General features: G+C 47.4%; 30 protein-coding genes and 1 tRNA gene. 14 read left to right on the top strand and 17 right to left on the bottom strand.

Going from position 1 to position 26,835, the window contains the following annotated elements:
- Positions 1-6: 6 nt before the first annotated feature.
- Together M4I31_RS14745 and M4I31_RS14750 are read right to left on the bottom strand one after the other, a co-directional pair.
- Entirely contained in the window at positions 7-585 is a 579-nt protein-coding gene (locus tag M4I31_RS14745) for a hypothetical protein (protein WP_085048574.1), read from the bottom strand.
- A 576-nt stretch (positions 586-1,161) separates the two neighbouring features.
- Positions 1,162-1,431 (bottom strand): hypothetical protein, encoded by a 270-nt coding sequence (locus M4I31_RS14750; RefSeq protein WP_085048575.1) that lies wholly within the window; start codon positions 1,429-1,431, stop codon positions 1,162-1,164.
- 857 nt (positions 1,432-2,288) lie between these two features.
- Here M4I31_RS14750 and M4I31_RS14755 point away from each other — a divergent pair.
- From M4I31_RS14755 to M4I31_RS14765, 3 genes are all read left to right on the top strand, one after another.
- Positions 2,289-2,846 carry a replication/maintenance protein RepL gene (locus tag M4I31_RS14755; protein ID WP_085048576.1) on the top strand — a complete coding sequence of 186 codons (558 nt, stop codon included), beginning with the start codon at positions 2,289-2,291 and terminating at the stop codon, positions 2,844-2,846.
- 160 nt (positions 2,847-3,006) lie between these two features.
- The gene (locus M4I31_RS14760) at positions 3,007-3,486 is read left to right on the top strand and encodes a DUF4756 family protein (RefSeq protein ID WP_085048577.1); all 480 of its coding nucleotides are present in this window, start codon (positions 3,007-3,009) and stop codon (positions 3,484-3,486) included.
- Positions 3,487-3,642: 156 nt separating this feature from the next.
- Positions 3,643-4,047, top strand: coding sequence for an H-NS family nucleoid-associated regulatory protein (locus M4I31_RS14765; protein WP_085048578.1), 405 nt, complete (start codon positions 3,643-3,645; stop codon positions 4,045-4,047).
- Between the two features lie 174 nt (positions 4,048-4,221).
- Here M4I31_RS14765 and M4I31_RS14770 read toward each other — a convergent pair whose 3' ends face one another.
- From M4I31_RS14770 to M4I31_RS14805, 8 genes are all read right to left on the bottom strand, one after another.
- The gene (locus M4I31_RS14770) at positions 4,222-4,770 is read right to left on the bottom strand and encodes an SLATT domain-containing protein (RefSeq protein WP_085048579.1); all 549 of its coding nucleotides are present in this window, start codon (positions 4,768-4,770) and stop codon (positions 4,222-4,224) included.
- Positions 4,771-4,834: 64 nt separating this feature from the next.
- Positions 4,835-6,106 (bottom strand): nucleotidyltransferase, encoded by a 1,272-nt coding sequence (locus M4I31_RS14775; protein ID WP_085048580.1) that lies wholly within the window; start codon positions 6,104-6,106, stop codon positions 4,835-4,837.
- A gap of 245 nt (positions 6,107-6,351) precedes the next feature.
- Positions 6,352-6,648 (bottom strand): hypothetical protein, encoded by a 297-nt coding sequence (locus M4I31_RS14780; RefSeq protein ID WP_085048581.1) that lies wholly within the window; start codon positions 6,646-6,648, stop codon positions 6,352-6,354.
- A 52-nt stretch (positions 6,649-6,700) separates the two neighbouring features.
- The gene (locus M4I31_RS14785) at positions 6,701-6,991 is read right to left on the bottom strand and encodes a hypothetical protein (RefSeq protein ID WP_085048582.1); all 291 of its coding nucleotides are present in this window, start codon (positions 6,989-6,991) and stop codon (positions 6,701-6,703) included.
- Between the two features lie 81 nt (positions 6,992-7,072).
- On the bottom strand, positions 7,073-7,279 hold the full coding sequence (locus tag M4I31_RS14790; RefSeq protein WP_085048583.1) for an AlpA family transcriptional regulator: 207 nt from the start codon (positions 7,277-7,279) through the stop codon (positions 7,073-7,075).
- A 166-nt stretch (positions 7,280-7,445) separates the two neighbouring features.
- Positions 7,446-8,291 carry a DUF6387 family protein gene (locus tag M4I31_RS14795; RefSeq protein WP_085048584.1) on the bottom strand — a complete coding sequence of 282 codons (846 nt, stop codon included), beginning with the start codon at positions 8,289-8,291 and terminating at the stop codon, positions 7,446-7,448.
- Between the two features lie 360 nt (positions 8,292-8,651).
- Positions 8,652-8,739, bottom strand: a tRNA-Ser gene (locus tag M4I31_RS14800).
- Positions 8,740-8,881: 142 nt separating this feature from the next.
- The gene (locus M4I31_RS14805; RefSeq protein WP_085048585.1) at positions 8,882-10,510 is read right to left on the bottom strand and encodes an ABC transporter substrate-binding protein; all 1,629 of its coding nucleotides are present in this window, start codon (positions 10,508-10,510) and stop codon (positions 8,882-8,884) included.
- Between the two features lie 269 nt (positions 10,511-10,779).
- On the opposite strand from M4I31_RS14805, the gene yccA reads away from it, so the two are divergent.
- On the top strand, positions 10,780-11,439 hold the full coding sequence (gene yccA, locus M4I31_RS14810; RefSeq protein WP_003035917.1) for an FtsH protease modulator YccA: 660 nt from the start codon (positions 10,780-10,782) through the stop codon (positions 11,437-11,439).
- A gap of 56 nt (positions 11,440-11,495) precedes the next feature.
- On the opposite strand, the gene M4I31_RS14815 is transcribed toward yccA, so the two are convergent.
- Positions 11,496-11,972 carry a hypothetical protein gene (locus M4I31_RS14815; protein WP_038639481.1) on the bottom strand — a complete coding sequence of 159 codons (477 nt, stop codon included), beginning with the start codon at positions 11,970-11,972 and terminating at the stop codon, positions 11,496-11,498.
- Entirely contained in the window at positions 11,969-12,724 is a 756-nt protein-coding gene (locus M4I31_RS14820) for a winged helix-turn-helix domain-containing protein (RefSeq protein ID WP_085048587.1), read from the bottom strand. Before M4I31_RS14820 ends, M4I31_RS14815 begins: the two co-directional genes overlap by 4 nt.
- Positions 12,725-13,032: 308 nt before the next feature.
- On the opposite strand from M4I31_RS14820, the gene M4I31_RS14825 reads away from it, so the two are divergent.
- The 6 genes from M4I31_RS14825 to tusE all read left to right on the top strand — a co-directional run bounded on the left by M4I31_RS14825 (position 13,033) and on the right by tusE (position 19,267).
- The gene (locus M4I31_RS14825) at positions 13,033-13,776 is read left to right on the top strand and encodes a fimbrial protein (protein WP_069323275.1); all 744 of its coding nucleotides are present in this window, start codon (positions 13,033-13,035) and stop codon (positions 13,774-13,776) included.
- Between the two features lie 74 nt (positions 13,777-13,850).
- The gene (locus M4I31_RS14830) at positions 13,851-14,357 is read left to right on the top strand and encodes a CS1 type fimbrial major subunit (protein ID WP_069323274.1); all 507 of its coding nucleotides are present in this window, start codon (positions 13,851-13,853) and stop codon (positions 14,355-14,357) included.
- 72 nt (positions 14,358-14,429) lie between these two features.
- Positions 14,430-17,147 (top strand): TcfC E-set like domain-containing protein, encoded by a 2,718-nt coding sequence (locus M4I31_RS14835; protein WP_085048588.1) that lies wholly within the window; start codon positions 14,430-14,432, stop codon positions 17,145-17,147.
- A gap of 1 nt (position 17,148) precedes the next feature.
- On the top strand, positions 17,149-18,306 hold the full coding sequence (locus M4I31_RS14840) for a CfaE/CblD family pilus tip adhesin (RefSeq protein WP_085048589.1): 1,158 nt from the start codon (positions 17,149-17,151) through the stop codon (positions 18,304-18,306).
- A gap of 10 nt (positions 18,307-18,316) precedes the next feature.
- Positions 18,317-18,868 carry a LuxR C-terminal-related transcriptional regulator gene (locus tag M4I31_RS14845; RefSeq protein WP_085048590.1) on the top strand — a complete coding sequence of 184 codons (552 nt, stop codon included), beginning with the start codon at positions 18,317-18,319 and terminating at the stop codon, positions 18,866-18,868.
- Positions 18,869-18,937: 69 nt separating this feature from the next.
- Positions 18,938-19,267 carry a sulfurtransferase TusE gene (gene tusE / locus M4I31_RS14850; protein WP_038639458.1) on the top strand — a complete coding sequence of 110 codons (330 nt, stop codon included), beginning with the start codon at positions 18,938-18,940 and terminating at the stop codon, positions 19,265-19,267.
- Here the strand turns inward: tusE and yccX are convergent.
- From yccX to M4I31_RS14865, 3 genes are read right to left on the bottom strand one after another with little or no spacing between them, the layout of a single operon-like run.
- Positions 19,264-19,545, bottom strand: a complete 282-nt coding sequence (gene yccX, locus M4I31_RS14855) for an acylphosphatase (protein WP_085048613.1) — start codon at positions 19,543-19,545, stop codon at positions 19,264-19,266. The genes tusE and yccX overlap by 4 nt on opposite strands.
- Before the next feature lie 45 nt (positions 19,546-19,590).
- Positions 19,591-20,379: an AraC family transcriptional regulator gene (locus M4I31_RS14860; protein ID WP_085048591.1), complete on the bottom strand. Its 789-nt coding sequence runs from the start codon at positions 20,377-20,379 to the stop codon at positions 19,591-19,593.
- A gap of 13 nt (positions 20,380-20,392) precedes the next feature.
- The gene (locus M4I31_RS14865) at positions 20,393-20,944 is read right to left on the bottom strand and encodes a YbhB/YbcL family Raf kinase inhibitor-like protein (protein WP_085048592.1); all 552 of its coding nucleotides are present in this window, start codon (positions 20,942-20,944) and stop codon (positions 20,393-20,395) included.
- Between the two features lie 214 nt (positions 20,945-21,158).
- Between M4I31_RS14865 and rlmI the strand changes: the two genes are divergently transcribed.
- A complete protein-coding gene (gene rlmI, locus M4I31_RS14870; protein ID WP_069323269.1) occupies positions 21,159-22,370 on the top strand; it encodes a 23S rRNA (cytosine(1962)-C(5))-methyltransferase RlmI in 1,212 nt (403 codons plus the stop codon).
- Between the two features lie 57 nt (positions 22,371-22,427).
- Positions 22,428-22,745 (top strand): heat shock protein HspQ, encoded by a 318-nt coding sequence (gene hspQ / locus M4I31_RS14875; RefSeq protein ID WP_038639447.1) that lies wholly within the window; start codon positions 22,428-22,430, stop codon positions 22,743-22,745.
- Positions 22,746-22,848: 103 nt separating this feature from the next.
- On the opposite strand, the gene M4I31_RS14880 is transcribed toward hspQ, so the two are convergent.
- Entirely contained in the window at positions 22,849-23,262 is a 414-nt protein-coding gene (locus M4I31_RS14880; protein ID WP_006685217.1) for a CoA-binding protein, read from the bottom strand.
- Between the two features lie 172 nt (positions 23,263-23,434).
- Between M4I31_RS14880 and M4I31_RS14885 the strand changes: the two genes are divergently transcribed.
- Both M4I31_RS14885 and mgsA read left to right on the top strand, forming a co-directional pair.
- Positions 23,435-24,097: a DUF2057 family protein gene (locus M4I31_RS14885; RefSeq protein WP_038639445.1), complete on the top strand. Its 663-nt coding sequence runs from the start codon at positions 23,435-23,437 to the stop codon at positions 24,095-24,097.
- Between the two features lie 93 nt (positions 24,098-24,190).
- Entirely contained in the window at positions 24,191-24,649 is a 459-nt protein-coding gene (mgsA, locus tag M4I31_RS14890; RefSeq protein WP_038639442.1) for a methylglyoxal synthase, read from the top strand.
- 32 nt (positions 24,650-24,681) lie between these two features.
- On the opposite strand, the gene helD is transcribed toward mgsA, so the two are convergent.
- A complete protein-coding gene (helD, locus tag M4I31_RS14895) occupies positions 24,682-26,736 on the bottom strand; it encodes a DNA helicase IV (RefSeq protein WP_250856807.1) in 2,055 nt (684 codons plus the stop codon).
- Positions 26,737-26,835 lie beyond the last annotated feature (99 nt).

The raw sequence follows: 26,835 nt of genomic DNA on the forward strand, positions 1-26,835 counted from the left end.
CCTGAATTAATGATTGATAGTGCCATTTCTCAGAACAACCAGACGAACTGGCATATCGGCATTGTTGATGGTAGCGAAGCCACGAACTTCGAAGTTGTTGACTGTTCCAGTGACACTGACTTTCTGACCTTTTTTGTAAGTCAGAACCGTATCATCAAGGCCAGAATAGTAATCAATCCAGACCATACCACCACAATAGCTTGTATCGGCTGATTTGAATAGCAGGTAATAGTTAGGGGTTGACATGGGCATTCCCGTCATCATATCGCTGGTACTTCTGCCCTTCGTAACCTCGAGAACAGTGGCATTGGTGATAGCGATCCTTTTGCCTGTCCATTTCTTTTCTGCTGCCATTGCGTTTTCTTCATAGTCTTTGCAGACAGCACCAAGACCCGCAACTGAGGAGGCAGGGCCAGAACTTTGAGTTGAATCTGAAGCGCTAAGTGTTTTACCCACTGCACTGTTCAATGATGAAAGTGAAGAGTTAATTGCCCCGTTAACGCTATTCACACCATCGTTAAGCTGTTGGCATCCAGTAAGAAATGCCAACGAGACCACCAGTGGTAAGAAGTTATGTCCTTTCATTTATTCCTCAAAGATTTAGTCTGATTTGTCTCGCCCGATCTAAGTATTCTTGCCCGCAGATCAGGAATCATCTTCTAATCAATTGATAGGATTGAATTATTTTTGTTGTTCGTCATATCGTTTAAATCGATCGATACAAAACAAACGATAGCTTAAAGCTATCAAATAATGATTATCGATCGATATAAACAATTAAAACATCGATCGATAATCAGATTTCAATCGATTAAAACTATCAATAGTGATTTATCGATCTTTTGTATCAATTAATTGGGAGTGATGGGAAATGTTCGATAGCCACAGTTGTCCTGCTTTAGCTAAATGATCAAGGGATAAGGAATGAAGCAGCACACATGATTTGTTCTGATACTTTTATAGGTGGAACAAAACCTGTCTACAGCGATCTGAAGCAGAGGAAAATGTCACAGACTTGACCTAAGCCGACATGGCATAGCTTATACCCCTGCTGCTCGGTGATACCGCACGAGTTTTATCACTTACCGATTTCTGGTTTTACTTAAAAAGTAATATCTTTCATGAAGTTAATATCATAACAGCAGCAGTGGGATGTTCAGGTCAGAGCATTAATGATGTTACGGTTTCTTCACTGATCTGACTGAGTTCAGAAATCAACCTTCTGTAACTACTTACCATTCGCTCCCTGTCCAAATCGCCTTCGCCCTCTGACAGGAAGAAATAACCGTAATCTTTAATATTGATGCTTTCGCCGTTTTCCAGAATAAGCTTTATTCCATTTTTACTTTCTTCTATATCGTTTACGATACCCGTCATAAAGGGGATGTTTTCATTTGATCTAAAGATACTTATTATTTTTATGTTTTTCATTACATGCTTTCCTTATTTTGTTTGTTATGTAATTAAATACCATTTATCACTGTGGAAAATCAAATTTAACACACCATGCGCAGCATGGATTACGTCTTTGTTATTATTCTTTTTGAAAATATATTTATCTTATGAGCTAACGCTCATGTGCTACCGCACGGCTACGCCCAGACACTGATATGAAATGAGATTTAATGTTCAAAGTATTATACTAAAATCGAAAACAGATCCTGTGCCTGCACATATGATCTTACTACCGACATATAGCATTTTCTTTTAAAGATATATGAAAACTATGTTTTCAGCAGCAGCGCTTCGTGATTGTTCAAAACAATCACATTGCTGGAACAGGGTTCATCCCTGTTGATGATGGATTTATCCATGAAGAATTGCGGCGACAGCCGCTATGAGGTAAATGGGAAACAATTTCAACTTTAATAAGATATCAGCAGCGCTTAGTGATTGTTTGAAACAATCACTTTGCTGAGATATAAATTGAAGAGAAGAAACCAATGAAATAAAAAGTAGAACTGTACCCCAAAGTACCACTGCATAGTTGTTCTCAGCTTCGCTAATTGAATAATGAAGAAGAAAAATGCTCTCAGGCCAGCTATAGCTCAAAACCAAGTACCGACATCCGGGAGTTAAAGTCCCGAATCCCGGTACTTAAGTTGATAACCATTCTCAAATAAAAACAATAAAGTGTTATTTATATATATTCTGTAGCACTACAAGTTTTACAAGTAAAAACATCAAGTGTTAGTTATTTTAAAAAAAATAAACTTCAAGTATTGACTTGCACACAAAATATAGTATTTACTTAAATGTATAACTAAAAAAATAAAGGAGTAAATACCATGATAGAAAATAATATACAAACTGAAGTAAAGAAATCGAGAAGAGGTCTTCCACGCCATACAAAAAATCCGTTTCTTAATGATACAAACTTACATACAAAAACAGGCGTCAGGCGTATTACTACAGGAAAAGATCGATTAGCATTAGTAAATGAAAATACAGGAGAACAGGTTGGACATGGTGGTTTCTTTCAGTCAATGGAAGTAGACAAGACACAGTTTGTGAAACTTTATGTTGATGGTGTATCAGCTATTGAAGGTTTGTCTTCCTCCGGTAAAAAAGTGTTCAAGATACTTTATCTTGCTATCAGGGATAATAAAGATACAGATACGATATTAATGTCATTCGATATTGTTGATCAAGATATCGTAAAAATATCAAGAACTACTTATTTCAAGGGTATGAAAGAACTTGCTGACAAGAAATTTATTGCTGAGACCATGATACAAAACTATTATTTTATTAATCCAGACTATATGTTTAATGGTGATCGTTTAACTTTCATGAAAACTTATTACTTGAAGGACAAAAAGGAAACAGCGAATAATAAAAATTAATTACCTACGAGAAAACAGGTTTAAAAACCGCCGAAATAAACCACGATTGCATTAAAGATATTTTCTTGCCAAGAGAGAAACAGAGCTAAAGAGCTAATTTGACACTAACACCATATCTCGTAATATAAATATATCCACTATTTATTAACGAGGTATTCCTATGAGAAAAGTAAAAACAGACAACAGTGATTTAATCGAATACGTAAATACAGTCAAAGAACTAAAAAATCATATTTCGATAGAAGAATACAGGAATGAATACCGTAGGCTACGCTCCGATGATGTTCCTTTGATTAAAGCCCAAAAGTTTAAATCTGCACATACTGAACTTCGCAGGCTGGAAAAAAAGAGAGAATCTCTTATTGAATACTTTATTGACGAGTTAAATCCCATCAGCAGTTCAAAAGCTAACACATCAGCAAAATCATCAGGTAATCTTGATTTATTTAACGAACGTGTATTATACCGTAAGGCCATTTCAGAAAAAAGTGATGAAGAAATAGTAGCCTTGGTCATAAAACAGCGTACAGAAGCCGCTGTTGAGTTCCAGCGTTCCATAGAACAAAGTCTTGAGCAACTCTCTCACCTCTCGTTAGAGTTCGAACCATCAAGCCAAAAGCGCAGGAAAATGTCTCTTTAAAACGACTCTATGCTATTCGTGTGAAATGGGATGCTTTAGATTGCTTAAACGATAATGTTTACTATATTATTTACTGACTGTTTTTTTGATTTTTCCAACAGCACCGTAAGCATTATTTTTATTAATCGCCCATTTTAAAACACTGGATGACATACTATGAGTGAAGCTCTCAAGGCACTGAACAATATTCGTACACTTCGCGCACAGGCCCGTGAAACTGATCTGGCAACGCTTGAAGAGATGCTGGAAAAGTTAACAGCAATCGTTGAAGATCGTCGTGAGGAAGAAAGTGCCGTCCGTAAAGAACAAGAAGAACGTCAGGCTAAACTTGAAGCCTTCCGCCAGAAACTGTTAGAAGATGGCATCGATCCAGCAGAACTCCTAGCAGCAGTTGGTTCATCTCAGCCTAAAGCCAAATCTACTCGTGCTCCACGCCCTGCTAAATACAAATATACAGATGAAAACGGTAATGAGCAGACTTGGACGGGTCAGGGCCGCACTCCTAAAGCAATCGCTGCTGCAATCGAAGCTGGTAAAACTCTGGATGACTTCGCGCTCTGATCACAAATAAAGCCGTCAATATAATTTGGCGGTTTTAAAAATATTACTTGATGGAAAAGCGTCTGGACTGAAAAGAACTTAAACTAAATGTAATCTGACAGATATATAAATAACCGATAACTGTCAGATCTGGTTTGAGCTAATACAGATTAGTTCATCTATGGATTCATAAATTCATTTACGTTTCAATTCAGTGGGAAGGAATTTATCAATTTCCTCATCAGAGAAAGTCATATCCTCAAGTTCCTTCAGCGCCTTTTGAGCCATTGAATATGCCTTGTAATTCGTGGATGGTGCTCCCATATAAATTGCAGAAAGTTCATTCATCAGAGCATCTCTTTCGTGGAGAATTTCCTCTATACTTTTAGTTTGCATTTTCAAGTCAGTAAGCAGAGATAAATATCTCTCCCTAATTAACCACATATCTCCAGCAGCTTGTCTGTGCTTTTGAGCTATCGTTCCTAAATCATAATCCTTCAAATATGAATTTAGAAAGAGAAGTATAGCGGAAAGTATTGACCCAATGATAGCACCTATTTTAGCATCACCCACTACAGTGGTTATAAAACTACCGGTAGTTATTGCTAAAAGAACTAGCTGTAAATTTTTCATGCATCTTAGTTTGTTTTGAAGAATATCTGCACATTTCTCATGAGTTTTATGTGTGTAAACGACCCTTCCATAGCACTCTCTTAATTGCCCTTCTAATATATTTTTGTCCATCTGACTCACCATTATGATATGTTAGGTTAATGTTAGTTTAACACTAACCTAACATAAAGTGGGACTAATTATGTATAGGTACGTCGATTCTATCTCTTGCTACAACTTGGTTGCCATAAATAACATAACATTCAACAAAATGAGGTCCTGAGAAATCTGCGGTCTCGAAACGCTCAGAACCTCCTTCATCGTCTAAAATTTCACCTCTAAAATTTCCTCGGCGCTCAGCTTCATCACCTACATTTTTTATTTTCCATTTAATCTTATATGGGTGAGATATATTATTTATCTCATCAACATAGAATCTTAACTTGCGATTTGTGCTAATATCATGCCCTTCGCCAAGAAGATTTGAAAGAAGAGCTTCCAATAAATTATTCTTTCTAATCTCACATTCTATCGAAACATGACCATATAAATTCATCTCATATTGATCTTCAATAAACTGTTCAGATACATTGACATTACTGAGTGATTTTGTCGTATAATTTGGAAAAGGCCTGCCAAAAACTTTTTTCCAAGCTAAGTTTCTTGAGTTTTCACTTGTAGCAGATAAAGCTTCTTCACAATATTCTTTTGTTAATTTTGCTACTTTATTAAATGATTTTTTTACGCTCACTTTTGAGCGACTACCGGGAGCATAATAAAATACTCGATCACCTTCATTCTCTAAGAAAGTGAAAAAATCAAGCGAAAGTTGATCATAACTTTTGAAACTCTTATCATCATATTCAGTTAGATTAGAGAAAAAATTATAACACAGTGTATCAATTAAGAATCCACTTATCTCAACTTCATGACGAGCTTTCCACGCTCGAATCATTTTAGATAGACGTCTCAGATGTCCCTTCCTATCATCATTCAGTGCCCTAAAAGACGACATTTCGGCCCTAGGGTTACATACCTTCCACGATCCACCATCATGTGTATCCGGGTATGTAAAAGTTCCATCTTCATTACTGAATACAGGAACTACTTCAACCTCTTGATTCTTAAATTTAACAACAACAACTTGCCCATCACCGCGAATATCCGTATTTTTGAAAATTTTCTTGATTTCTGTTTTCACAACCTGTAATAAATACGATTGTCGATCTCGGAATCTTGGCCATGAAGTTGCAGGTAGAAAGTAAAGCATATCAAGATCAGAGATCCCCCGAATCCCTGTGAAGCGCCCATAGGAACCAACCTGTAGTGAATTGGCTGTCTTAGAATCTAAGTTATAAAAGTATTGGTTCAAAGCCTTAGTTATACGGCCATACCTTTTACTAATCTGGCCTGCATTATCTATTTTTATATTGTCGAGGAGTGTCTTAAAGTCAGTTGCAGTGCTCATGTAATATCCTTGTTAAGGTCATCAATTACATATGCTTCCATAAAAGAGATTATCAATGTGTCATACGCTAATTTTCCATTAAAAAATGATCTCAATCAAATTTATAGTTACAAATAGAGTGCCCTGACCAGTTCTCAGGCATTGGTTCAACCTTCGAACAGCAGCAAAACAAGTCTCTCCACAGAACAGCACCTTAATCGTCCGATTATCAGCCCCATGAAGGGGCCGATATACGTCAGTACATATCAGCATATTGATTCCGCTAGAACAGTGTAATGCATTTTTGCTAATGCCTGCTTAACCTCTTTAAAATCCACCTCAGACAGTTTTTCATCAGCGTTCTTTTTCCATGCCTTTTTCAGAAGATGCTTCTCAGCATTCCTCATCGCCAGATCGATTAGTTTACAGACAAACTCATGATCCATTACATGTGTTATAATCATATTACTGGTTGTTTTATCCTTTGAGTTAAAAAGATCCGCGTAAATATGCAAGGACACAACATAAAAGATTTCAGTAGATTTATTTTTAAATGTATCCATTTTTATTTCCTCTTTAGTTTAGTATTGGAATAGTAAAATATTTGCATAAGTATTAGCTGTATACACACTTATAGACGATCCAAAGCTGACGAAGGTGTTGCTTTACTTTCACATAGTTAACACTCCCGGTGATCCGTTCCGCTTTTTGTTCACCTTCAGCCCCATAAAAATGGACCTTTATTTTCTCGATAGTATTTTCAATCACTTCGTTCATATCCTTTTTATTTTTCAGCAGGTGGTAGAAATGCACAGACTGGTTTCGTAGTCGTTTATTCATATAGTGGTTATACGAATACTCGGCTTCTTTGATAAACTGCTCTGTTGTATTAAGTTCTATTTTCATACATTGCCCTTTCATTATTTAATGATAATAAGAGTCACTGAGCGAAAAAACATTCTTTCGCCCGGAAACAGTATTTATGTTTTATGCTGCGTTCTGGCGTGAGTTCCGAATAGTAGCTTCAATCCATTCATCTATCTCACTCTCGACAAAAGCTACGCACCTTGGACCTATTTTTACCCTGTCTGGAAAGTTCCCTTCCTTAATACGCTCATATAAGGTAGTGCGACTGAATCCTACCCGATTAAGCACTTCAGGCACCCGAATAAATCGTTTAATATTATTTTTCATTGTCTGTCCTCTGTTATTGCGACGAGAACAATAATAGCGAATTCGCTTATGACGTTTTAGGGACGTTCATAAAAGAGTTTTATGAAAAAATCGAAGGGAGGTGAACGGAAAAAAAATCGTTAAGGCTGAATGCGATCACGTTCGCTCACGGCGAACGTAACCTTTTTTACTTGGCTGCTTTTTTCTTCTTCTTATCGTCCTCAACATGCTTATCAACAGGTGAGTCTTTTAAGTGATTGTTTTGCATGATGTAATCTTCAAGCGATTTTAGATAGCTTGCATCAGTCAGAAAAGCCATTGCCAGCGGGTAATCCGTTGCCTTTAGCATTCCTTCATCACGATCGTTGTCGCTGTCTTCGTGAAGCAGCGAAGAAATCAGTGAAAGCGGGATTTTGACGCCATTGTCCTCACCCCAGAAAATCAGGTCCATCATCGGAATAAGACGATATTCAATGATTTTTCTGAACGTGCTTTTACCGAAACGATATTCCCGTTCCGCAGGAGCTTTCATCTTTAGCTGTCTCTTCCATTGGGGGATTAGCACTTTCAGATGTTCAATGATCTCTTCGGTTGATGCCTCTTCCAAATGAATATCGACAGTGATACGGGCAAGGTTTTTCAGCGATGTTTGTTTTAGATACTCGGACAGAAATTCGGATTCGCTTAACGCGGAAATCTCAGGAGTGGCTTCGGTTAATGCCAGCGTTTTCGCATAAAATTGCGCATGGCTTCGTGTCGTAGGGTTTACCGCGTAGGTTCTGGCAAGCTCATGTCCAAGGGTCGCGGTATCACCACTGAAAAAGATTTCGCCTCGCAAAATTTTATTGCGGTAATCATCCAGTAGTAGTCTGTTGAAGGTTGGTATGGTATTCCGGCTCAACAACATCCTGTAGGCCAAGATACGCCGCTCAATCTCCACATAAAACTGTTGCAGGCTTAACTTCTCTATCGCCTCATAACGCTCGACATCAAACCATGCTTCCAGTGCTTTCCTGATTTCACTTCTTTTCATCCATCCTCCTGCCTTCCATTACGCTCTCTTTAGCTGTTTTAACCGACAGAACAATCGGTTGTCCAGTAAACCACCAGCGCGACATGTTTGGGCTACAGGGTGCCATGCTGATATGTCGCTTTACCTGCTCGGAGTATGTTAGAGGACTTAACGCTGGAAGGATTGTTCCCTGATTTCTTCACAGAGCACGGTTTGAAATGGTTTTGCCCTCACCTGAAAGATGAGTATCTGAAAGGATTTCTAGTGAGAAAGGACGGATTTTAGATGTAAAAAAAGCCCGTATAAACGGGCTTTTTTTGTACCACTTTATGCACCATAAAATCAAAACCATTATTCAAGTTATTGATTTTATTACAAATTTGGCGGAAGCGTAGAGATTCGAACTCTAGAACCCTTTCGGGTCGCCGGTTTTCAAGACCGGTGCCTTCAACCGCTCGGCCACGCTTCCAATGAGGCGCACTATAAACATCCCGAACGGACCTGTAAAGTACCAATGTGTTCGTTTGCCTGAAAAACAGCCAAAATAGTGTTAATCGACTGAAATAAAAACAAATTGGCCATTTATTCAGCACAAGTAGCGGCTACCACGCTTAATGTTTTTTGATGTACATATCTTTGGTGTAGTAATTTCCGCGGTTATCCGGCGCAAATCCTCCTACCCACGGCTTCACCAGATGAGTGCGAACATAGTGATAAATCGGAATAGCAGGTACATCCTCACCTAACAGATCTTCAGCCTGCTGGTAGTCTTTACCTCGCTCTTCCAGTGAACTTGCTTTCGCTGCATTATGCATCGCTTCATCAAAGGCGGGGCTACTGTACCCGGTGGTATTCTCACTGTCCCCGGTGCGGAAAATATTGAGGAAACTAGAGGCATCGTCATAGTCGGCTATCCACGCATAGCGCACAATGTCAAAATTACCGGTGTGCATAGTATCCAGCATGGTTTTCCATTCCTGATTTTGCAGCTTCACCTCAACGCCAAGATTTTTCTTCCACATTGACGATGCGGCAATCGCAATACGCTGGTGCGTTTCGAAGGTGTTGTAGAGCAGATTTAAGCTCAGCGGATGGTCAGGACCATACCCGGCCTCCGTGAGCAGTTTTTTAGCTTCAGCAATGCGTTTGTCGAGTGGCCACGACGCATACTCTGGCGCATGCAGTTGTACCCCACCTATTTCAGGCTGGCTGATAACCCACGCCGCACGTTGCCCCTGGCCCATCACCTTTTGCGCAATGATGTCTTTATCCAACGCCATATTCAGCGCCCGACGCACGCGCGGGTCATTAAAGTGCGCTCTGGTCGTATTGAACTGATAGTAATAGGTTGAAAGCTGAGGCGAGACATGGAGTTCATCGCCCATGGTCTTTTTCAACTGTGCAAACTGATTGACCGGTACGCTATACACAATGTCAATCTCACCCGCCTTATAGCGGTTCACGTCAGCAGACTCTGAACTAATGGGCAGGTAAGTGACTTTATTAATGACCGTGTGCCGATCGTCCCAGTAATGCGGGTTACGCTCGGCAACGATGCGCTCATTGACCACCCACTGCGATAATTTGTACGCTCCGCTGCTGACAATATGCTCTGGGCGGGTCCACTTATCGCCAAAACGGCCAATCAGCACTTTATCGAGCGGGACCAACGACGGGTGCGCCAGCATCGCCAAAAATGCCGCCGTCGGTTGCGTTAAGGTAATTTCCAGCGTGGCATCATCCAGGGCCTTGACCCCCAGCGTGGCGGGATCTTTGTTACCCTGAGCAATATCGACCGCGTTCACCACGTGCATATTGCCCAGATACGAGGCATATGGTGAAGCCGTTTGCGGTGAGACCAGGCGCTGCCAGCTCCAGACGACATCCTGTGCGGTGATAGCCGATCCATCCGACCAGGTTATGCCCGGACGTAAATGAAAGGTCCAGACGGTGTTACCTTTATTCTCCCAGGAGGCGGCAAGACGGGGTTCAATAGACCCATCCGGCTTAACTGCCACCAGACCGTCGAACATATCGCTGATTAAATTAAACTCCACGTTGCTTTCGACTTTATGCGGATCCAACGACGCCGGTTCGCTGCCGTTGTTTCTGACCAGCTCCTGTTTTTCTGCAAGTACTGTTCCTGCCGGAACATTTGCCGCCCTCGCCGCGCCGTTTACCGACATCAAACAGACAGCCAACAGCGTAAATGTAAATCTCTTCGTTTTATCTTGAGTCATTCCCTTTACCTTATTGCTCTGTTTATGATGACACCGCTGTCACTGTCAGAGAGAAACGGGAATTACGCAATATTTTTCAGTAACCTGGCCGATATCTAGCAGGCATTTTTGCACATACAGTGCTAACATCTGATTCGGGAGCTTTTGCTGAAATAATATGCTTAAGCCTGGCGGGTTAAACTGCGTAAAGATGGGTAAAACCGCTGTGTCATTCCCCTTGATTTCATTATCCTTCATCATTAATTACATCTGTCATAAGAGAGTGACTCATGGATCGTATTATTAGTTCTTCGCGCGATCGTACATCGCTACTCAGCACACATAAGGTGCTGCGCAACACCTATTTCCTGCTCAGCCTGACGCTGGCGTTTTCGGCGATCACCGCGACCGCCAGTACGGTGCTGATGCTGCCTTCTCCGGGACTGATCCTGACGCTGGTGGGTATGTATGGTCTGATGTTCCTGACCTATAAAACGGCGGATAAACCCGTTGGTATTCTGTCAGCTTTCGCTTTTACCGGCTTCCTGGGCTACATTCTGGGGCCAATTCTGAATACCTACCTGTCTGCAGGTATGGGTGACGTTATCGGCATGGCGCTGGGTGGTACGGCGCTGGTCTTCTTCAGTTGCTCTGCGTATGTGCTGACCACACGGAAAGATATGTCCTTCCTCGGCGGGATGCTGATGGCAGGTATCGTGGTTGTGCTGATCGGTATGGTTGCGAATATCTTCCTGCAACTGCCGGCACTGCATCTGGCGATCAGCGCGGTGTTTATTCTGATTTCTTCAGGCGCAATCCTGTTTGAAACCAGCAATATCATCCGTGGCGGTGAAACCAACTACATCCGCGCCACTGTTAGCCTGTACGTTTCGCTGTACAATATCTTCGTCAGCCTGCTGAGCATTCTGGGCTTCGCCAGCCGCGATTAAGCAGCATCACTGATACGAAAAAAGAGAATGCCAATGGCATTCTCTTTTTTTATACCTTATTCACTCCGGCAGATATAGGTAGGATAACGCCGGTCCTGAATCAGCCACACGGCGGGTGAAAGTTCAGAAATCGTCAGGTAGTAGCGAGCGGTCGGCCAGGCGAAGCTTCCCCACTGGGCATCGGGGGTATTGTCATTGTGTCGACGCCAGGTTTTGGTGTAACTCAATACAATGACGTTGTCATCGTCCCGCCGCTCCCACGTAAAGTCTACATCCCTGTCAATAATCAAATTTTGCCCCCCAGCTCTTGCCGCACCTTTGTAGGTGGTCAAGCCTGTACCGTCCCGATGAAAATAGAACTGGGCAATGGTATTGACCTTCACTTCACTTGTTTTTCCCTCATTGCGCGTAAAGTTAAATTCAGTGCTGCAGGCCAGCACATCGCTTTTGCCGACCGCGCCGCAATAGTAGAACAGCGCCAGTGCGCCGCCAACCACAGCACCGCCCAATCCAAAAAGAAGCCTTATTTTCATTTTTCGGCCCCACTTTTATAGCGAATAGTCTTGCACAGGCTGGTTTTACTGACCGGGCAGGCACCAATGAACATTTCATCGGCGGTGGCGAGCGAAAAACGAGCGCTGAAATAATAAATATCGTACTCCTCACGCTCACAAGCCACGTTATTGGCCTCCAGTCGCTCGGCTAATTTCGAGAGCACTAACGGTCGTCCATGATCGTTGATAATCCAGACACTACAACGTGCGATTTTTTCCTCGACCGGCTTTAATTTCGCCGGAACGGTTATCTCCTGCGGACGGCTAAGGTAAATGCCCGCCCCCAACGCTGCGACGATCAATGTCGCTATAATCAACCACCTTTTCAGGTAAGTGCGCCGGGGCTGTATGTCTGGTTGCATGGAAGGGGATTGCGGCTCAGCGGTTTGAATATTCTCACCAGGCTGAAAAATCACATCGGCATCAAAACGGAATCCATAGCGCGGGACAGTGACGATAAATTCGTGCCCCTCTCCCAGAGACTGGAAGCTTTTACGCAGTTCGCTTACCGCTTTATTAAGATTATTTCCGGATGGCGTAAAGCCAAACTCTTCCCATACGCGAGTGATCAATTCCTCCCGGCTCAGGTCGCGTCCTCGGTGTTTAATAAATTCCTGTAAAAGACGAACGGCTGGCGCCGAAAGTGTTAATACAGTCTCAGGTTGTCCAACAAGGCTTATTGCATGTGCTTCAGGATCAAATAACAACGAATTATTGCATATAAAAAACATCTTTTATTCTCGGCTGTAACCGCATGCTTTTTATTCCCTGGTACATCGACATGAAAACCACCTCCTGACCTGCTTGTTTTTTCATCAGAAGGAATTTTCTTCCCATCCTTGGCCGCGGTATTTTCGCTTAACTATACAACCTTAAAGCCAAAAAAGCAGGATAAAAAACTGTATATAACGAGTTAACTAATACAAATTTTCACAAACCGCTGTTCTGGTTAAAGTTTCCCTGCCCTGAAGCGATACGAAAGCAGACGGTGTCCTGGTGTTAACGCGCCGCCTTTAAACTCAGAGCAGGCAGACTGATTGTGAAACAGAAAAAAAGAGTGAGCATGACAACCGCCTTTTATGTCGCCGCGCTGTCATTGCCATTTTTCTCAGAAATGACAATGGCCAATATGAGCGTGTATCCCATGGAACTGAATGTAGACAGTTCCGGTGCGGCGCAAATTAAGGTGGCTTCAAAAACGGATGATATTCAGTTCATTCGGGTGAGGCAAAAGAAAATTCTCAATCCCGGCACGGCTCAGGAAAAAGAAATTGACGTGGCGTCATGGAAAGAAGATGGCGTGGTGGTTACGCCCGAAAAATTTGCCCTCGCGGCCGGCGCGATGCGCGTAGTTCGTCTGGTATCGCTTATGCCTCCGAAAAAAGAGACCACCTGGCGCGTCTATTTTGAAGGGGTAAAACAACCTGACAGCATTATTCCGGGCAAGGCAGAAAGCCCTGCCGCGATGGCAACATTGGGCGTCAACGTGATTTGGGGCGCACTGGTCCATATTGCTCCAGAAGAAAACGTAATTTCACTGTCGTTCGACCCTCGCCGCGGGACGTTAAAAAACAATGGCACGCTGCGTGTACCGCTCAGAGAGATTGGTATTTGTGATGCAAATTCATCGTGTAAATGGATAAAAGAAGACGCGACGATTTATCCGGACACTGAACGGAAATTAAAAACACTCACAATGAGCCATGGCCAGAAATATAAATTCCGCTACTTCAACTGGGTAAATAAAACCGCTGAAGAAGCTGACTTACCCGTCGTGCAATAACACGACATCACAGTAAAAACCCACGTAGTTCGTTGAAAGAGCCAAGGTGCTCATTTGTAAATATGGAGATATCAATGCGTAAGTATATTAAACCTCTGATGATCGTTGCCGCGATGACCTCGTCCTTTAGCGCGCTGGCAATTCAAAAAGATATTACCGTTAACGCCAGCGTTGACTCACAGTTGGATATGACCCAGGCCGATAACACGCCGCTGCCGGCCAGCATCGACATGCAGTACCTGCCTGGTCGTGGTCTGGAAAGCTACCGTCTTAACACCAAGGTATGGTCTAACTCCGCCACCAGCAACGTCAAAGTGCGCCTCGTTAGTGCGGCAAAACTCACCAACACGGATGGTGACCAGATTGTACCAATGACGGTCATTCTGGGTGATAAAACACTGTCTACCACCGATGCTGAATTTACCGGAACTGAACTGTTCCCTGGCAGCATTGAAAACGGTTCCGCAGTACTGCCGCTGACCATTTCGCAAACCACTAAAGGCATTCTGAAAACCGGTCAGTACAGCGGCGTTGTCAGCCTGATGCTGACGCAAGCGACAACCACGGAAGGCGGTGCGTAACACCACAGTACCTAAGGAATAACGTCAGAGGGTGCCCACCCTCTGACGTCAGGATGATGTCGAGGCTCGGTCATGGCGTTTCACAGAAATACTCTCCTCTTAGTTGCTTTGTTACCCGCATCCATCCAACTCGCCTGCGCAGAGATGGCCGTCCCGGCAGGTTTTGAAGATCTGGCGAAAACACAGCGCCTGTGGACAGAAGTCAATCTCTATGGCGAGTCGCTTGGCCTTTTTGAAACGGATATCACGCTTGAAACAGTAAGTTTTGTCGCGCCTGAAACCGTGGTCACGGCCATCAAACGGCAGTTTAATGACGATCCTGCCCTCATTGCCACCGTGTCTGCAGCCCTGGCCGTTCCACTGGCCCGTAACGGCAATCTGGCATGCAGCAGCAATGGCTCCGCAACGGGGTGCGATTACCTTGATACCCAGCGCGCGGCCATTATCTATGATGAAAATAACGCCCGTATTAATCTTTTTTTCGACAAGAAATTTCTGCCTAAACAAACCACTGAAAGCCAGTGGTATCAGCCCACGCAGGACACCGAGAATGCGTTAATCCATCAGCAGAATATCAATTTTGTTGCCGACAGGGATTACCAGTCAGCCACCGTTCAGGGCAATGGCGCGCTGGCACTCACCCAGGACGGCTACTTTAACCTCGACTGGACCTGGATGGGGCAACGTTCGAAGCACCAGCAGCAACAGGAGATAACCGTCAACAATGCCTGGTTTCGTCAGGATATCTGGCGCCAATACTATGTTCAGTTGGGCGAGATGGACACTCGCGATCTGTTCAGCAATGCCGGCGGGAATATCAATCTCAGCCAACTGCCGATGGGTAAAATTCGCGGCTTGCGCACAGGCTCAACAAGGGCATGGATCAATCCGGTTCAGCAGTCAAAGGGTACGCCTATCACCGTATTGCTTTCTCATGATGCGCGTATCGACGCCCGCCGGGGTAATCAACTGCTGGCCAGTTTTTATCTGAATGCCGGGGCGCAAACCCTGGACACCCGTTCGTTCCCGGACGGGAGCTATACCGTGACGTTGTCCGTCTATGAAAATAACCGGCTGACGCGCACCGAGCAGGTACCGTTTACCCGAACCGGCATTACACCTTTCGATCGCGTCGAGTGGTTCCTGCAGGCAGGCGAAACTGACAATAACGATCAAAACGACGAACGCAGCGCGGTCGCGCAAGCGGGCATCCGCCTGCCTGTCACTCCGACGCTGGCGCTGACCAGCGGCGCAACAATAAAAAAAAACCAGCGTTTTCTGGAAAATGCGCTCGACTGGAGCCGTGGTTTCAACACCGGCCCGATCGATGGCGTGCTAAGTACCCGCTTTAGCTACCTATACGGCAGCAAAGGTCAACGCGGCAATATTCAGCAAATTAGCTATAACGACGGTTTTTCACTGAGCTTCTATCGCAACGCGTTATCAGCAGAAAACTGCAATACCCGAAGCGCAGGGTTTGACGCCGTGAATGGCTGTTACCGAAGCCTGTCGGTCATGTTCTCCGTCCCTGTCGGCACCTGGTACGCGAGTCTGGGGTATTCAGATAACCGCAACGAAGGACGTTACGTTGCTCGTCGGGAACTCCCGGACAGTGACGATCGCCACGATGCGGGCTTGCCATGGGAGTCGGTTTATATGACCCGCTCGCGCACGCGGGCCTGGCAGGGCGGCTTAAGTACAGCTTTTAACGCTCGCGGCCTGAACATCAACAGCAGCATTAACCTCTTCATGCGAAACGATGACTCCCGCGCAGGTAGGGATAAAGGTGGCTACCTGAGCGTAAGCCTGTCAATGGCGCATAACCGCCAGGGCGATGCGACGAGTTATACCTCTCTGGGCGCGACGTGGCAGCACCAGCAGCATGAAAAAAACCAGCTGAGCTACAACGTGGCGCACAACTGGTATGCCGATGCACGTGGTGAAAATGAGTATGGACTGAGCGCGTCAGGCATTAACAGCGATTCGCTCAATGCCTCTGCCTATACGCGCCAGGGCGGACGCTATGGCAACGGTAGTCTGACCGTCAGCGACGCCTGGGATCGTCAGGATGGGCGTCATACGTTGAGCAGCAGCGGCAATTACAGTTCAACGCTCGCGCTATCTCGCTCTGGCCTGTGGCTGGGCCGTTGGAGCGACGGACGCCCTGCTTCAGCCATCGCGGTTAACGTTGCCACGCCGGAAGATTCCCAGGATCCGCGCGTCGCTGTGTCGCTGGATAACGGCGGCAGCGCAGATATCCCAGGCAATAGCCGCGCCCTCTTCGCCGTGCCTGGCTATCAGCAGACGACGTTGACGATTAACGAATCGCTGGATGTCTCCCGAGGTGCCAGCAGTGAAATCACACAAGGTTCCGGCAGCAGAACATTGTTTATGGTGCCAGGCAAACTGCTCCGTCGGCACGTGCAAACCACCGCAAGCTACACATGGCTCGGCCAGTTAACCGACGAACAACATTCGCCGTTTATTGGCGGCGTGCCCCTGAACGTAAACGGCTGGAGCGACCTTGGCAACGGCGGGTTTAGCGCCCAAAGCGACGCTCTGCTGCATAACCTCTACCTGGTGCGTCAGCAGCAGTTTTATCAGTGCGCGCTAAACGTGAAGAGTATGCGCGACGTCGTGCGTTATGTCGGGTCGATCCCTTGCCGGGAATTAACCTTCTCTGCCCTGCCGGATACGGTCCAGCAACAGGCGCAGCTAATGCTCGCCGGACGTAGCGTGCCGACCGGCCCGACTGCCATGAACGCAGACAACCTCACTAAAGGGAAATGATGTGAACAAAAGCCTTATTATTTTACTTTTCCTGCTCCTGTGGGCTGGCCAGACGCTGGCGGGCGCCCCGGCCGGAAGAAACTCCAGCGTCGGTATAAGCTACGATCGCATGGCACCACCCGCGCGTTTCGATATCTGGCTTCATGAATCAGGCGGCTATGATGCCGCCGATCCGCAAAAGTGGGGACGCAATACCCTGACCTGCTTATCCCGTACCGATACCACCTATGGCGCCTGTATGACCGCCCCGGTGTGGTTCTCGGCGAACCCGGCCGCGCCTTATGCCATCAATTTACGTTTTACACATGCCCTTACCCGCAAAACGGTAGATATCAAGGTGTATGGCGATCACTACCTGTTTATCAGTAACAAAGTCTTTACCTTTGCCAGTTTTGTCGCGGGGGGGACAACTACTATTGCAGCCTGGAACAGAGAACCCTACTTCGATTTCTATATTGTGAAAAGCGAACTGGATAAGCTCACCCTACCGGGCATCTGGACCGCCACCCTGAAGCAGAACCTGCGTCAATGGGAGAGCGCCGACTGTAGCGGGAACTTCAATGACGTGAATGTCGGATGTCCTGGCTATCTCACCATCGCCAACTGGCAGGCAAATATTCGCATTGAGGTGGTCGATCCGGGTAATCAGCAGATTTATCTGCCCGCATTTCCACACTCAACGCCTATCGTTAACCTCAACCTGACCAACTTCCCGGGGCGGCCCGGCGGCAGCGAGATCCAGGGGGAAAACACGCTGGATATGTGCTTGTACGACGGAAAAAACAGTACCAGCACTCGCACTTATCTGCGGTTTGAGGACAACGAGCTCAACGCTTCAGGCCGTACCGAAGGCGCGTTTTCAATCCGGCGACGTGGCGGAAGTCAGACCGATGCGCGGGATCGTCTCGACTATCAGGTCTTTGTCACCAATCCCATCACTGGCGCAACCGAAACTGTCGCTAACGGTAAAACCGTGGTCTGGCAAGGCACCAACGATCCACAGTATCTGCGTCAGGTCGTGCTGCCCGGCGGGCGCGAGGGCGTACTGTGCGTACCCGCCCCTATTATCCTGAAAACGCCTGCCTTTGCCGCCAGCAGCAAAAATGCCGGGGATTACACCGGTACGCTACGCATTATTTACACGCCCAGTACGTTATAAAGAGGCCGCCGTGAATTACGTCATTCTTGATAATAATCGTTTTTATGCCGAAGGGTTGCGCTATGCCCTTCTGCGTCGTAACGCGCCGACTCAGGTGAAGTGCGGCACGGTAAAGTGGCGTCGTTCGCTGCTGGCCTGCGACACCCTCGTTGTACGTTGCCGCTTTTCCGTCACGAGAACGCATCTGGCACTGGTCGACATTCTGCTGCAACTGGAGGCCAGACGCTGGGAGGGAACCGTTTATCTGGTGTGCAATGAAAAAGGCTGGGCACTGGCAACGCATTTGCGAAAGCGTTTTACCACGCTGACCTTGCATATCATTGATGACCGACTTGCCGTCGTGGATGCGGCGTATATGTTCGCAAAAGAGCCCCGTCGGGTACGCAGCCTGAACTGTTGTCTGACAGGCATGGAGTTCAATGTTCTCGACAGGCTGGTTAACGGACAATCGGTAAAACATGTTGCGCATATGACGCAGATTAGCGAAAAGCAGGTATCGACGTATAAATGTAACGCGCTGAAGAAGCTTAATGCCAACAATCTGCTACAGCTTCTTCTGTAGGGCAAGGTTTCTCACGCCGCCCCTTATTTGCTAGACTAGGGGCGGTTTTTACTTTATCGACAGAGCACTATGTTCATTTTTGCAGGCCAGGAAATTGAGACCGATAGCGAAGGCTATCTGAAAGATACCACGCTGTGGAGCGAGCCGCTGGCGGAGAAAATCGCCGAAAACGAAGGTATCGACCTCTCCCCTGAACATTGGGAAGTGGTGCGTTTCGTACGCGAGTTTTATCTGGAGTTTAATACTTCCCCCGCTATCCGCATGCTGGTAAAAGCGATGGCCAACAAGTTTGGCGAAGAGAAAGGCAACAGCCGTTATCTTTACCGTCTGTTTCCAAAAGGTCCGGCCAAGCAGGCGACTAAAATTGCCGGCCTGCCGAAACCGGTCAAATGTATTTAATAGCGGATACTAAATCCCTTTAGCTCGTCGCCAGGGCGGTGTGGTTCACTGAGAACCCGTTCTACCCTGGCGCTGCTCGGCCCTCCGGCTTTTAACCACTTCATTAGCTGTTCAACCCGTTCGCTTTCGCCGCAGGCGACAACCTCTACGCTGCCATCATCCATATTTTTAGCGTATCCGGTCAATCCCAGTCGTTGCGCTTCATGTTGCGTGGTGTAGCGAAATCCTACCCCCTGAACCCGACCATAGACCCAGGCGATTATGCAGACTTTCGACATTGCGGTTCTCCTAATCAACATAAATGAAGGAACAGTTACAAGGCCTTAGCGCACCTGTTTCGGCAGGCATCCGTAATGCTGGCGGAATCTTGCGGTAAATCGTGAGCCTGACAGATAGCCACAGCGTAACGCAATTTCGCCAATCGGCAGCGTGGTCGATTGTAGTTGAGAGAGCGCGCAGGACATGCGCACCTCTTCGACTATCTGCCGGTAACTCTGCGATTCCATCTGTAATCGTCGGCGTAATGTTGAAGTACCGATGGACAAGTGACCGGCAATCTCCTGAGCTGTCCATAGCTTAGCAGGGGATAACATAATAAGTTGTCGCACCTGTTCAGTCAGATTAAACCGTCGTTCGATAAGCAGAGGCCCCGCCACACCATCATGCAGTAGCGCCAGCAATAATCCCATCGCCTGATGCTCCTGCAATTTTGCAGGTAAGTCCTGGCGTACAGCGTCCAGCAGGCTTTCCCACATAAATGCCAGTCCGTTACTCATGGGCGTGCATAGCGACGTCAATTTTGCCGGAGGGAAATCCTTGACCCAGTTATTTTTAAACGTGCTAATGATGCTCGTCGACAGCAACAGCAAATCCGAACGAAATGCTCCCTGCTCCGGCTGATTAATAATCTCCAGAGGCGTATTCGCCGGGATGATAATCAGCTCACCCGGCCCTGCAACCAGACGATTGTCATCCTGAATAATGACCTTACTTCCCTGCGTAATATGGCAAATAGCAGCAGAAAACAGTTTAACCCGGTGCAGGCGGTGCAGATGGCCGGAACGCACCTCAGCGGTGGTAAGGTTGTTATGGCGAAAATGGACATCCTGCACCAGTGTATCCTCTTTATTTTCTTGCGTAAGTGGCGGTTAATTCCGCTTTGGCAATCACGTGGCTGTTCAGCATAAAACCGACCAGCGCACCGCTGGCGTTACTGTCAATTGGCAACGCGTCGGTATTTAACGCCCACACGGTAAACTGATAGCGATGAGGTTTATCGCCCGGTGGTGGACAGGCGCCGCCGAATCCAGCATAACCGAAATCATTGCGTCCCTGAACTGCTCCAGCGGGTAACTTATCCATGCTGGCTCCGCCAGGAAGCGTGTGGACCTGAGCGGGAATATTTACGATGGTCCAGTGCCACCAGCCGCTTCCCGTTGGCGCATCAGGATCAAACAGCGTAATGGCAAAACTTTTGGCATCAACTGGCGGATTTTGCCAGCTCAGCTGCGGGGAAATATTGTCGCCACTGCAGCCAAACCCCTTAAACACTTGTTTTTGAGTTAATTGCAGGTTAGCGGGTATATCGGCGCTGCTGAGGCGAAATGTCGAGGCGGCAGAGGCATCAAAACTCAACGCGACAATAGCGGCGGTAGCCAGAGAGTAGACAGCTTTCATTACATTTCCTTTTTCTGATTAAGAAATAGCAATGTAAACGGTGGGTATAAAAGAAACTGTGCCTCTGTGATAGCGTTTTGTGCCGAAACGCCCAGCGCCATACGCTGATGATTGACCTCATCATCTGTGCTACTCTACGCGCCATTTTATTTTAATGGTTTCAGGTTGGTACTTTACTCCAGCCCGCGTCACTGTTTGTGAGAGGTTGCTCCGCATGACTGAATCTACAATTCCACATTATCCTCGTTTAGTGTTAGCCAAAGGGCGCGATAAATCATTACTGCGCCGCCATCCGTGGGTATTTTCCGGTGCTGTCGCACGTATGGAAGGTAAAGCCAACCTCGGTGAAACCATCGATATTGTTGACCATCAGGGTAAATGGTTAGCACGCGGCGCGTACTCACCTGCGTCGCAGATCCGTGCCCGCGTCTGGACATTCGACAAGTCTGAATCCATCGATATTGATTTCTTCACCCGTCGTCTGCAACAGGCGCAAACATGGCGCGACTGGCTAGCGAAAAAAGACGGGTTGAACAGCTATCGTCTGATCGCAGGAGAATCCGATGGTCTGCCGGGCATCACCATTGACCGCTTTGGCAACTTTCTGGTATTGCAACTGCTCAGCGCCGGTGCTGAATTTCAACGCGCCGCGCTGATTAGCGCTCTGCAAGTTGTGTTCCCGGACTGCGCTATTTATGACCGTAGCGACGTGGCCGTGCGTAAAAAAGAAGGTATGGAGCTGACCCAAGGGCCAGTAACGGGCGAATTGCCGCCAGCCCTGCTGCCTATCGAAGAGCACGGGATGAAGCTGCTGGTTGATATTCAGCACGGTCACAAAACCGGTTATTACCTTGATCAACGCGACAGCCGTCTGGCCACGCGCCGTTATGTAGAAAATCAACGGGTTCTGAACTGTTTCTCTTATACCGGCGGCTTTGCGGTCTCGGCATTAATGGGCGGATGCCGTCAGGTGGTCAGCGTCGATACCTCTCAGGAAGCGCTTGATATTGCCCGCCAGAACGTAGAACTGAACAAGTTGGATCTGAGCAAAGCCGAATTTGTGCGTGATGACGTATTCAAACTGCTGCGCGCTTACCGCGATCGCGGTGAGAAATTTGATGTCATTGTGATGGATCCGCCGAAGTTCGTCGAAAACAAAAGCCAGTTAATGGGCGCCTGCCGCGGCTATAAGGACATCAATATGCTGGCTATTCAGTTGCTCAACCCCGGCGGCGTATTGCTGACATTCTCCTGCTCCGGACTGATGACCACCGATTTATTTCAGAAAATCATCGCTGATGCCGCAATAGATGCTGGTCGTGATGTACAATTTATAGAGCAGTTCCGTCAGGCCGCCGATCACCCGGTGATCGCTACCTACCCGGAAGGGCTGTATCTGAAAGGGTTTGCCTGTCGCATCATGTAACTTGAAAAGTGGAATATTACCCTTACATAGAGGGTATCTATTTCCCGGGAGGTGACTATGATTGCCAGCAAATTCGGTATCGGCCAGCAGGTCCGCCATTCCCTGTTAGGTTACCTCGGAGTGGTCGTGGATATCGACCCGGAATATTCGCTTGATGAACCGTCAGCCGATGAGCTGGCGGTTAACGACGAACTTCGCGCCGCTCCCTGGTATCACGTGGTGATGGAAGACGATAATGGTCTGCCGGTGCATACGTATCTGGCCGAAGCACAGCTGAGTGGCGAGCTACAGGAAGAACATCCGGAGCAACCGTCGATGGATGAACTGGCGCGAACAATCCGTAAACAGCTTCAGGCTCCGCGTCTGCGTAATTGATGCGAACACAAGCCCGATGGCAATTCGCTTATCGGGTTTATGTTGCTCATCCGGCCAGCAACACGGGCCGGATAAGCAACGTGCCTAAGGCAACAACACAACCTTACTTCGCCAGTCCCAGCCGCGGGATCTCAATCGCCGGACAGCGATCCATGACCACCGCCAGCCCCGCGTCACGTGCCAGTACGGCTGCCTGCTCGTTAATTACGCCAAGCTGCATCCATAAGGTCTTCGCACCGATGGCGATAGCCTCCTGAGCAACGCCCCACGCCGCTTCAGAATTACGAAAGACATCAACCATATCCACTTTCTCCGGCACATCCGCCAGCGTCGCGTACCCCTGCTGCCCCAACAGCGTTTTCCCGGCCACTTTTGGCGAAACGGGGATAACGTGATAGCCCTGATCGAGTAAATACTTCATTACCCGATAGCTTGGACGATCGGGTTTATCGCTTGCACCAACCAGTGCAATCGTACGGGTAGATGTCAAAATGCCAGCAATATCGGTCTCTTTCATCGTCTTCCTCCAGGCTGTTTAACAAAGTGTACGACAAACCTGGCCTTGCAACCATTCATCCCATACTGGCGCATGAGAGCTAAACTCAAAAATATGTCTATATGTTAGTAAACGTGACCAGTGAAAAAATTAGATACATCTGATGCAGATATTTTCTGGACAGGAGAAACCTATGAAAGCCGGCATTATGACAGCCTTGATTGCTCTGTGTTTGCCGGTAACTGTTTTTGCCACCTCTTTGCGTCTGTCGAGTGAAATTGATCTTCTGGTGCTGGATGGAAAAAAAGTCTCCAGCTCATTACTGCGTGGCGCCGACAGTATTGAGCTGGAAAATGGTCGGCACCAGCTTGTATTTCGCGTAGAAAAAACCCTTCGCCTGTCCAGCCACGAAGAACGTCTGTATATTTCCCCTCCGCTGGTTATCAGCTTTGATACCCAGCTCGTCAGCCAGGTTAATTTTCACCTTCCGCGTCTGAACAATGAGCGGGACGCATCACATTTCGATGATGCACCGCGTGTGGAACTGCTGGATGGGGACGCCATGCCCATCCCCGTTAAGCTGGATATTCTGTCAATCACCTCCACGGCGAAAATCGTGGATTATGAAATGGAAACTGAGCGCTATAACAAAGCGGCTAAACATGCGTCATTGCCACAATTCGCCACCATGATGGCCGACGACAGCTCGCTGCTTTCTGGGGTGTCTGAACTGGATCGGGTGCCGCCTCAGTCGCAAACGCTGACCGAGCAACGATTAAAATTTTGGTTTGAGCAGGCCGACGCCCAAACGCGAAGTAACTTTCTGCAATGGGCCCAGAAACAGCCTTCTTCATGACATTTATGTTCACAGACGCATTTTTTTTGTCTTTCTCTTGCAGCGTCAAGTGCTTCCAGTACTCTGTAACAAGGTTAACTTGGGAGCTGTACTATGGAATTAACGACTCGCACATTGCCAGCGCGTAAGCATATTGCGCTGGTGGCACACGATCACTGTAAAAATATGTTGATGAGCTGGGTGGAACGCCACCAGCCGTTACTGGAAAAACACGTTCTGTATGCCACGGGAACAACAGGAAACTTAATTCAACGCGCGACAGGAATGGACGTCAACGCAATGCTGAGCGGTCCAATGGGGGGTGACCAGCAGGTGGGCGCGCTGATTTCAGAAGGGAAAATAGATGTGCTGATCTTCTTCTGGGATCCGCTCAACGCCGTTCCCCACGATCCTGATGTCAAAGCCCTGCTGCGCCTTGCCACAGTCTGGAACATTCCGGTCGCCACCAACGTGTCGACGGCAGATTTTATTATCCAGTCGCCAAACTTCAACGATGAGACGGACATACTGATCCCGGATTACGCCCGTTATCTGGCAGAACGCCTCAAATAATGCCCAGGCAGGCGGCAACTACCGCCTGCGTTTCAGGGTTTCCTCGTCACCGGGACATCCAGTCGCTTAAGCTCATCAACAAAACACGATGGTGTTTCTTTATTGAACAGCAGCCACACCCGATGACGTGCGCGTGTTAGTGCCACATACAGTAACCCTCGCTCTTCGGCATCCGGAAAATCTTCAACCGCCGGGAGCAGCGCCTCTTCCATAATCGACTCGCGGGCTGGCGCGGGAAAGCCATCATTACCCTCATGAAGACCGACGACAATAACGTAGTCCGCTTGCTGTCCTTTACTGGCATGGATAGTCATAAAATCCAGTTGTAGCTTAGGCCAGCGGGTAGCCGCTTTCTCCAGACTGGCCGGTTTCAGATGATGGTATCGCGCCAGGACCAGAATTCTCTCTTCTGTTTTCACAAAACCCGACAGTTTATCCAGCAACAGATCCAACTGGTTTTCATCAAGCAAGGTGACGGCTTTTTTATCCCCTGTCATCAGGCTGTTGAGCGGTTTCGTAAGCTGATGGGGATTCTGCTGAATAAACTGATTTGCGACTTCACCAATACGGCTATTGAAACGGTAAGTCGTATCCAGATTACAGCGATCGCCCTCGCCAAAGTTTTGCTGGAATGCCGTGGTCAGCGAAAGTTGCGCCCCGCTAAACCGGTAAATGGCCTGCCAGTCATCGCCTACGGCAAACAGCGTAGTCTGCGAGTTTTGCTTGCGTAGCGCGGCCAACAAGGCGGCACGCTGAGGAGAAATATCCTGAAATTCATCGACCAGAATATGCTTCCAGGGACTGATAAACCGCCCTTTTTCCAGAATAACAATGGCCTGATGGATTAACCCGGAAAAATCAACGGCATTCTCGTCCTTCAGGGCGCTCTTCCAGGCTTTGAGCAGGGGCGCCATGAGCTTTATGCGTTTACTGAACAGGTCGCGGATCTCCTGCGGAGCATTGGCAATCATCTCCGCCTGCGCTCCGCCATGCATACGCATCAGGCTAACCCAGCGATCGAGCCGGGAGGCCAAACGCCGCTGTAACTTTTCGTCGTCCCAGAAGTTACCTTCGGGTACGGGCCACTGCATCTCTTCTTCTAACCATTGTCGCCAACCTTTGGCCTGCGCTTTTTTCTCGCTGCACTGCTGACGCCAGGTAGTAATGAAGAGTTTGCTGCGCGCAACGGCGTCATTTTCCAGCTTGCTAACTGTCGGGACTTTTTTGCTGCCCTGCGAAATGATATGCAGCGCCAGTGAATGAAACGTCCGCGCGGTGACCTCATCCGTATGCAGACGTTCACGGATGCGGTCATCCATCTCCTGAGCCGCTTTACGACCGAACGCCAGCAACAGAATTTGTTCTGCCGCCGCCTCGCCTCGCGCCAACAGCCAGCCCGCACGGGCAACCAGAACCGATGTTTTGCCGCTTCCCGCCCCGGCAAGTACCAATAAGGCTTGCTCACCATTCACCACCGCGCGCGCCTGGGCAGGGTTCAGCGGCGAAGATTCAATGTGCTGGAAAAACTCGGCATGCTCTGCCAGCATTGCATCGGTATAGGCCTGATTGTGCTGTAAACGACAGGCCTCAATATCCTGCAACCATGCCTGGCATTGGCGTAACGCTTCACGACAATTTTCAAATTCTTCCAGCCGCTTCAGCGGTAGCGGCAACGCCGCAAAGGCACGGAGGATCTGCTGTTGCAATCCTGAGGTTTGGCTACGTGTCAGCCATTTATTTTCACTTGTCCGGGCCGCAATCGCATCCAATTGTTGCTGTAACACTCCAGCAGCCACCTCACTCATTTCCTGGCTCCACTGCTGCCAGAGCGTATTTAAATGGTGATGGAAGCGTTGGGTTTCCGCCCATTCTGTGCCGTGAAGCCGTACCACCTTATCATCCGGAAGCACAAACTCCAGCTCTCCCCACACCAGGCCGCGTTTGCAATGAATAGCCAATAACTGGTTGAAGGGAATAAGATACTCGTGACGATCGCCGGAAACTTTAATCCCGGCATTGAGAATAACGGCCCGATCGTAAGGGTGTTGCGCCAGACGTTTTCCAAGAGAAGTTGCTTTCAGTTCCATAAGACTCAAGCGGATCCACACGAAGAGGTTTGCATATCAGTGTAACCGCCAGAGAAAACGTGCTCCAGCCCAAAAAAACGTTACAATTGCCGAATTCAC

The organism is Citrobacter sp. XT1-2-2 (genome assembly GCF_023516235.1).
Taxonomy (GTDB): domain Bacteria; phylum Pseudomonadota; class Gammaproteobacteria; order Enterobacterales; family Enterobacteriaceae; genus Citrobacter; species Citrobacter werkmanii.